Source organism: Runella limosa DSM 17973 (assembly GCF_000482465.1).
Taxonomy (GTDB): Bacteria; Bacteroidota; Bacteroidia; order Cytophagales; family Spirosomataceae; genus Runella; species Runella limosa.
The window spans coordinates 1-6063 of record NZ_KI519433.1; the positions used below are offsets into that span (position 1 = coordinate 1).

10 protein-coding genes are annotated in these 6063 nt (G+C 43.7%); 8 read left to right on the forward strand and 2 right to left on the reverse strand.

Features of this window, described 5'->3' with window-relative positions:
* Positions 1–331 (forward strand): transposase (locus K339_RS0131360; protein WP_028527125.1); only part of this gene is annotated, 331 nt, incomplete at its 5' end.
* A gap of 93 nt (positions 332–424) precedes the next feature.
* Here the strand turns inward: K339_RS0131360 and K339_RS35530 are convergent.
* Entirely contained in the window at positions 425–1423 is a 999-nt protein-coding gene (locus K339_RS35530) for a glycosyltransferase (protein ID WP_051398396.1), read from the reverse strand.
* Between the two features lie 108 nt (positions 1424–1531).
* On the opposite strand from K339_RS35530, the gene K339_RS0131370 reads away from it, so the two are divergent.
* The 7 genes from K339_RS0131370 to atpH all read left to right on the forward strand — a co-directional run bounded on the left by K339_RS0131370 (position 1532) and on the right by atpH (position 5677).
* Entirely contained in the window at positions 1532–2518 is a 987-nt protein-coding gene (locus K339_RS0131370; protein ID WP_028527126.1) for an ion channel, read from the forward strand.
* Positions 2519–2538: 20 nt separating this feature from the next.
* Positions 2539–2766, forward strand: coding sequence for an AtpZ/AtpI family protein (locus tag K339_RS0131375; RefSeq protein ID WP_028527127.1), 228 nt, complete (start codon positions 2539–2541; stop codon positions 2764–2766).
* A gap of 6 nt (positions 2767–2772) precedes the next feature.
* Positions 2773–3141 (forward strand): hypothetical protein, encoded by a 369-nt coding sequence (locus K339_RS0131380; RefSeq protein ID WP_028527128.1) that lies wholly within the window; start codon positions 2773–2775, stop codon positions 3139–3141.
* Positions 3142–3148: 7 nt separating this feature from the next.
* On the forward strand, positions 3149–4168 hold the full coding sequence (atpB, locus tag K339_RS0131385) for a F0F1 ATP synthase subunit A (protein ID WP_037302402.1): 1020 nt from the start codon (positions 3149–3151) through the stop codon (positions 4166–4168).
* 42 nt (positions 4169–4210) lie between these two features.
* Positions 4211–4474, forward strand: a complete 264-nt coding sequence (gene atpE / locus K339_RS0131390; protein WP_028527130.1) for an ATP synthase F0 subunit C — start codon at positions 4211–4213, stop codon at positions 4472–4474.
* Between the two features lie 159 nt (positions 4475–4633).
* Positions 4634–5128, forward strand: a complete 495-nt coding sequence (gene atpF, locus K339_RS0131395) for a F0F1 ATP synthase subunit B (protein WP_028527131.1) — start codon at positions 4634–4636, stop codon at positions 5126–5128.
* Between the two features lie 12 nt (positions 5129–5140).
* Positions 5141–5677: an ATP synthase F1 subunit delta gene (gene atpH, locus K339_RS0131400; RefSeq protein ID WP_028527132.1), complete on the forward strand. Its 537-nt coding sequence runs from the start codon at positions 5141–5143 to the stop codon at positions 5675–5677.
* Positions 5678–5743: 66 nt separating this feature from the next.
* Here the strand turns inward: atpH and K339_RS0131405 are convergent, their stop codons facing one another.
* Complete coding sequence (locus K339_RS0131405; protein ID WP_028527133.1) at positions 5744–5983, reverse strand: 4a-hydroxytetrahydrobiopterin dehydratase; 240 nt, start codon at positions 5981–5983, stop codon at positions 5744–5746.
* Positions 5984–6063 lie beyond the last annotated feature (80 nt).

Genomic DNA, 6063 nt, shown 5'->3' on the forward strand with positions numbered 1-6063 from the left:
TAACGAATTTACTAACATTACTGATCCCAAAAAATTAGCCTGTCATGCAGGGGTTGCTCCTTTTGAATACCAATCTGGCAGTAGCATTAGAGGAAAAACCAAGGTTAACCATCATGCCCGAAAACGGTTAAAAAGCCTTTTTCATTTAGGAGCTATGTCCGCCATTCGAGTCAAAGGCGAAATTCAAGACTATTATTTGAGAAAGGTCGCCGAAGGCAAGAACAAAATGTCAGTTTTGAATGCCGTTCGCAACAAACTCATTCATCGCATCTGCTCGGTGGTGCATCACCAGCAAAAATATGACAAAAATTATACTCGCACGCTTGCATAAACCATAGAAATCCGTGCGATGTAGAATGGTTCGTTGTCCATGTCGGGTTGTGAGCAACCCTCCCCACAAAAATTCGACATTTAAAACTGACATTTATAAATAGTTTCTTCCTTTCCACTGTGTGTTTTTGGTTGTATAAAAGTTAATCAGCATGGTAAAGTTCATTCCGAGGTGATAAAACCAGAAAAAGGGCGCTCCTAGCATCAGCGTGTTGAGCTGCAACCAACTGAGGCTACCCACAAGCCAAGCGGTAGTAAAAACGTAGCTGGCAAAGGTCAAAAAGAGGGCAGTTTTTGGAAAAAAGAGTGCCAAAACGAGCAAAATTGGAATCAGTAAGCCGTTGAGATAGACCCCGATACGCTGTCCCCACGGCAGCGACATGGCTCCGTACATCCAGCGTTTGCGTTGTATCAATAATTCTTGGAAGGTCGGAACAGGCTTTGAAATCGTCAACACGCGGCGGTCGAAAAGTTGCTCAAACCGAAAACCTTTTTCCAAAATAGCCCTGAAAAGTGCGTAATCTTCGGTGATCGAAAACGGGATGCCTTCGTAGCCACCCACGGCGTCGTAGGCTTGGCGGGTGGTGGCCATGTTGTTGCCCATGGCCGTGACTGGGATGTCAAATAAGCCAAAAAGCCGCATGAGCGAGAGGTAAAAAAGCCACTCCATGCCTTGAAAGACCCCTAACCCCCAATGAGGAAATGGAGGTATTTTCATGGTGGTGATGCCCGTTACTACCCCAACGTTGGGTTTAAAATGCCGTAGCATTTCTTGTATCCAGTCGGCTGGTACTTCGATGTCGGCATCGGTAAAAAACAGGTAGTCGCCCGTGGCATGGTGAGCGAGCTGGGCCAAAACGTTGGTTTTCCCTTTTAAGTTTGGAAGGGTACTGGTGATGCTAACTAATTTAAAATGAGGCTTGTTGTGAATAAAGTTGCGAACAACGTCCGCCGTTTCGTCGGTCGAGGCATCATCGCCTACGAGCACTTGCAGGTGCGATTTGGGGTACGTCAGTGCTTCAACCGACTGCAAGCATTCGAGGATATTGGTTGCTTCGTTGCGTGCCGCAATGAGAATGGAGACTTTCTTCACAAGTTCGTTTTTTCGGCAAAGGTAAACGACTGTCGTGGAACAAAAGTGAAGGTTTTCGGATTTATGTATTCAATCCTCTCTAAACCATCCTTAATTTACGAACAAACAATGAAGGCAAATAGACTTATCAATTCAATTAAAAAAAGTGCGCTTTTGGAGCGCGAAGAACAGCGGGTAGAACTTGGTTTCGGAACGCAGCTGACTGGTTTACAGGGCAGACTGGTCAACCCTGATGGTAGTTTTAATGCCAAACGGGTCAATGTGTCTTTCTGGGCCTGGGCTGATATTTTTCACCGCCTGACGCTGTTATCTTGGCCGCGTTTTTTTGTGGTTGTTTTTCTCATCTACTTTGTGGTCAACTGCCTGTTCTCCCTACTTTACTTGGTAATTGGGGTCGAAAATTTGCAAGGTATTCACGGGACGGGGGTGTCGGATAAATTTTGGGGAGCATTCTTTTTTAGCGCCCAAACACTCACGACAGTAGGGTACGGGCACGTATCGCCTGCGGGATTGATGGCAAGCGCTTTGTCTTCGGTGGAGTCGTTGGTGGGGGTGTTGGGTTTTGCCATTGCGACGGGCTTGGTCTATAGCCGTTTTTCTCGCCCTGTTCCTAAAATATTGTTTAGCCAAAATGCTATTTTTGCACCTTATCTCGACATTAACGCGTGGATGTTTCGGATGATCAATGAGAGTCCCAATGAATTGGTGGACGTGAACGTGTCGGTGTCGTTATCGCGTTTAGAAACCCTACCGTCGGGACAGCGAACGCGTAAGTATTATCCGTTGAAACTTGAGCGCAACCAAGTGAATTTTTTCCCAATGCACTGGACACTCGTTCATCCTTTAACGGAAGAAAGTCCTTTGTACGGCGTAACCGAAGAAGGGTTGAGGGATTCGGATACGGAGATACTGGTGTATATTCGCGCCACGGAGGAAACATTTTTGCAGCCAGTTCATGCACGCTACTCGTACCGATACGAAGAAATTACGTGGGGGGCTAAATTTAGACCTATGTTTGACGGTACCAAAGTGGACGGAATTGTCAAGGTGGATGTTCAAAAAATTCATGAATTTGACAAGGTTTCTCTCAACTAACACTTTTAACAAACAAACGAATGAGCACCCCTACCGACCCTAAGCAGGAGAAACGTTTTACCTCTAACTATGCCAAATATTCGGGCATTGCTTTTCAAATGTTGGGAACAATAGGCTTGGGGGTGTATGCTGGATTGAAGCTTGACGAATGGTTGGCCTACAAGTTTCCACTTTTCACGCTGGTGCTTTCGTTGGGGTCAGTAGGTGCTTCTTTATACCTTATGATTGTGCAAGTAAAAAGCGAATAAGAAATTATGCTTCGGACAATATTATTTTCTGCAATTATTGGAATTGTATTTTTTACAGCCGAATACTTTGGTTTTGGCGCCATTTTGCCAAAAGAAAAATGGTTTATTTTAGCCTTCTTTTTTACGTTATCTATCCTTCAACACAGGATATTATCCTTTGGTTTTCAGGACGATAACGACAAATTTGTGCAGTTTTACTTGGCATCAGCAGTGATAAAGCTGATTTTGTGTATGGTATTTGTTGCCGTATTCGTCTATTTGCAAGTAAATGAGGTAGTTTCGTTCATCATTACCTTTTTTGCATTATATTTATTTTATACTTGCTTTGAAGTTGTCGGAATGTATCGTAACTTGCGCCGCGATTTGAAACCGTAGAGCAATAATGAAACATATTTCAATCCGTCTATTTGTACTTTTCTTATTTTTAGCGGCCATTGTATCGCCGCAAGTAATGGCCGAAGAACCTCACAAACACGGTGAGAAAGAGAAATTTAACGCAGGTGAAATGATTATGCACCACGTTGCAGATGGCCACGAGTGGCATTTTGCAACCATCGGTCACACGCACATTTCGATTCCGCTTCCAGTTATTATTTATGACGAAAGCAAAGGATTCAAAGTTTTCTCTTCAAGCCACTTCTACCACAGCGAAGACGGAACTTACGAAGGATATAAACTAGAGCACGAACACATCACGGCATTGGACGGCTCACACGTGAAAGATTTCTCAATCACGAAGAACGTAGCGTCGTTGATTCTCAGCTTCATTTTGTTGTTGACCATCTTCTTGACAGTTGCAAAGTCGTACAAGGAGCGCACAGGAAAATCGCCAAAAGGTTTGCAGTCGGTTCTTGAGCCTATCATCATTTTTATTCGTGATGAAGTGGCCAAAAGCAACATCGGCGAAAAACACTACCGTCGTTTTACGCCGTATTTGTTGACATTGTTCTTCTTCATTTGGATCAATAATTTGCTTGGTTTGTTGCCAGGTGGCGCCAACTTGACGGGTAACATTGCCGTGACAATGACCCTTGCGGTGATTACGTTCATCGTTGTTAACTTCAATGGTAAAAGCACGTATTGGACGCACATTTTTGCCATGCCAGGCGTTCCAAAATGGATGTTGATTATCCTTACTCCCGTAGAAATTGTTGGTTTGTTCATGAAACCATTCTCATTGATGGTTCGTCTTTTTGCCAACATCACGGCGGGTCACATTATCTTATTGAGCTTTTTGAGCATGATTTTCATTTTTGAAAGCCTTGCCGTAAGCCCAGCGGTTGCCATCTTCTCTACTTTTATCAATCTTATTGAGTTGTTGGTAGCGGCTTTGCAAGCGTACATTTTTACGGTACTTACAGCTTCATATATCGGGGCAGCCGTAGAAGAGCATCACCACTAATTTTTGTAAACTTTATTTTTTCATATATAATCAATTACAATCATGTTGCTTAACATTTTGCTTCAAGAAGCCGCTCAGAGCAGCGCATCACTTGGTTACATGGGTGCCGCTATCGGTGCTGGTCTTGCTGCTATCGGTGCAGGTTTGGGTATCGGTCGTATCGGTAGCTCGGCTATGGAAGGTATCGCTCGTCAGCCAGAAGCTTCTGGAAAGATTCAAGGTGCTATGTTGATCGTTGCGGCCTTCGTTGAAGCCGTTGCCCTCTTCGGTGCCGTTATCGCCTTGTTGGTAGTTTTGTTGAAGTAATTCATCGTCCTACCAAAAAGTGGTTATCGACCGTTGTGTACATTAGGTACCAGCATCCGTTAGTAGCTGCTTAAAGATAGACCATTCTCCAGTTGCAAGCAGTAGGCAAGCTTCTGGAGAATGATTAGTAAATAGAAACTCATAAGCTATTTCAATATCATGGAATTAGTAACCCCCCAACTCGGCCTCATATTTTGGCAATTAGTATTCTTCGGAATTTTGTTGTTCTTGTTGGCTAAACTTGCTTGGAAGCCTATTTTGTCAAGCTTGAGCGAGCGCGAACACCAAATCCAAAGTGCTTTGGACTTGGCTGAAAAGACGCGCGCCGATATGGCAAAATTGCAAGCTGACAACCAACAATTGTTGGCAGAAGCCCGCGCCGAACGCGATAGCATCTTGAAAGCAGCAAAAGAATCTGCGGATCGTATCATTGCAGAATCTAAAGACAAAGCAACAGTAGAAGGTAAGCGTATCATCGAAGATGCTCGCGAAACCATCAGCAACGAACGTGCTGCCCTTGTTGCCCAAATGAAAAAAGAAGTAGTAACCATTTCGCTTGAAATAGCTGAAAAGGTACTTCGCAAAGAATTGAGCGATAAGTCGGCACAAGAACAACTTGTGGCTGATTTGGCAAAAGAAGCTAGACTTAACTAAGCGCCGAAACAAATGTCTGAATCTACCGTAGCTTTACGATACGCTAAGTCGTTGATTGATTTAGCAGAAGAAAAAAATGTAGTGGAAACTGTTTATAAAGACATGGTTCTTTTTAAAACCGTTTCCGACGATAATCGTGGGTTGATGTTGGCTTTGAAAAGCCCCGTCGTTCGCCATGATAAAAAACTCGCTATACTTAAAGGAGTGTTTCAAGATAAAGTAGATCCTGTTTCTTTTGGTATCTTCAATATCATCACTCACAAAAACCGTGAAGGTATCATGCACAGCATTGCCGAAGCATTCATCAAATTGTACGATGAGCGCAAAGGCATTGTGAAAGCCTACATCACTTCTTCTACTGCATTGACGGATGCGTTGCGCAAGCAGTTCATTACGATTGTGGCAGGAGCTACTGGTAAAACAGTAGAGCTGGAGGAGAAAGTGGATGATAAGTTAATCGGAGGGTATATCCTTCGTGTAGGCGATCGCCAGGTAGATGCCTCTATTCGCAAACAACTGAATGACTTGAAATTAAAGTTACTCAATTAAGGTATTTTTTTATCTGCTTAGAGTGACAGAAGCCCTCTCTGCTTTGCGGAGAGGGCTTTTTTTGTGCTACATTTCGTCAAAAATAGCTTCGATGGCCTCGGCCAGTGCTTCGTCTTTTTCGGTGACTGTGTTGCCCGCGTCGTGGGTGGTAAGTTCAATCGTTACCTTGTTCCAGACATTGGACCACCATGGGTGGTGATTCATGGCTTCGGCTACTTCGGCGACCTTGGTCATAAATGCAAAGGCTTCTTTGAAGTCTTCAAATTCGTATTCACGAACGAGCTTGTTGTTTTGTTCTATCCACATATAATTTATTGTTAAGAAGCTGTATCATTCATAGGGTTGTGAGCAACCCTTTTTTTGAGGTTTTGAGAAACCTCAAGCAC